A 1,132-nucleotide genomic window follows, 5' to 3' on the forward strand; every position below is an offset into this window, starting at 1 on the left:
GGCGGGGCGGGTGGTTCGAGGGGCAGGCGCAGTTGCACGGGGCGGGCTGGGCGTACGCGGACGCGTGGGGCGGCGATGGGGAGCTGGCCCTGGACTGGGCGTGCCGGGCTGGCTGGGCGGGCGGCGACACGTTTGGCGGGGACGGGGAGTGCCAACTGGCGCATGCGGCGGGCCTGGGCGGGGTGGGGCACGACGTGCGGGCCCTGTCGTGGCGGGTGTGCGGGCGGTGCGTTACGGGGGTGGGGCTGCGGTGCTCGGCCGCCGGGTGCTCCAGGCCTCGCCGGTGCCGGTGCCGGTGACCGTGCGGGGGCGGGTGGTGCGGCTGGGCTTGGCGGGGTGGTGCCCGCAGGCGGTCCAGCTGCGGCGGGTGCGTGCGGTCGGGGTGCTGCGGGGTGGCCCGCGCGGGCCCGTCCTGGTGCGGGTGCGGTCCTGCCCGGGCCACCCGCCCTGCCACCCGGCCTGCGCGGTCCGTGGCCCGCACCGCCGGGGCCGCCGACGGGGAGGCCACCAGGTCCGCCGCCGCCGGGTCGGGGACCTCTGCCACGGAGCGGTCCGCCGCCTCCGCCGCCAGGGCGGATGCCGCGGGGCCGGGGGCGACGGCCGCCGCCGGGCAGGTAGTGGCCCATCAGCTGGTACATGGCCAGCTGTCGCAGCATCCGTACCGGAGCTGGGGCATGCGGTTGCTGGATCGGGCTGCCGCGCAGGACGACCTGAAGAGTCCAGCCGGGAATCTTGAACAGCACCCAGAACAGGGCCACTCCGGCCAGGATCGTGCCCAGCTGATCGGCCTTGGGGATACCGAGCGTGGTGGCACCGGGAGCGAAGAACAGCTTCAGCGCGAGGATGAATGTCATCGACTGTGCGATCTGGATGACCAGACATCCGGCAAGGCCCCGCCACCACAACCGGGCAACAGGATCGGTGAGCGGGTGGGCATGGCAGGCCAGAGCGAGTGGTGCGAGCACCGCCAGCAGAGCCATCAACGCGACCCGCACGATGAACCCGATCAACACCGCGATGATCAGGACGAGTTCGACGACGGCGAGCAGCAGCAGATAGATGGCGATGCCGGTGGGACCGAACAGAGCGAAGGGGAGAGCGCGTTCAACCAGCCCTTGCCCGGCGTCCGCCA

Annotated in this window: 2 pseudogenes; both read right to left on the bottom strand. The window is 73.9% G+C overall.

The features are described from left to right. Positions 1-544, bottom strand: a pseudogene (locus tag ACZ5CR_RS46645) (hypothetical protein); the annotation flags it as partial. Positions 545-626: 82 nt separating this feature from the next. Then, positions 627-1,013 (bottom strand): annotated as a pseudogene (locus ACZ5CR_RS46650) (hypothetical protein); the annotation flags it as partial. Positions 1,014-1,132 lie beyond the last annotated feature (119 nt).

The sequence above is a fragment of the Streptomyces sp. NPDC031274 genome (assembly GCF_055570235.1).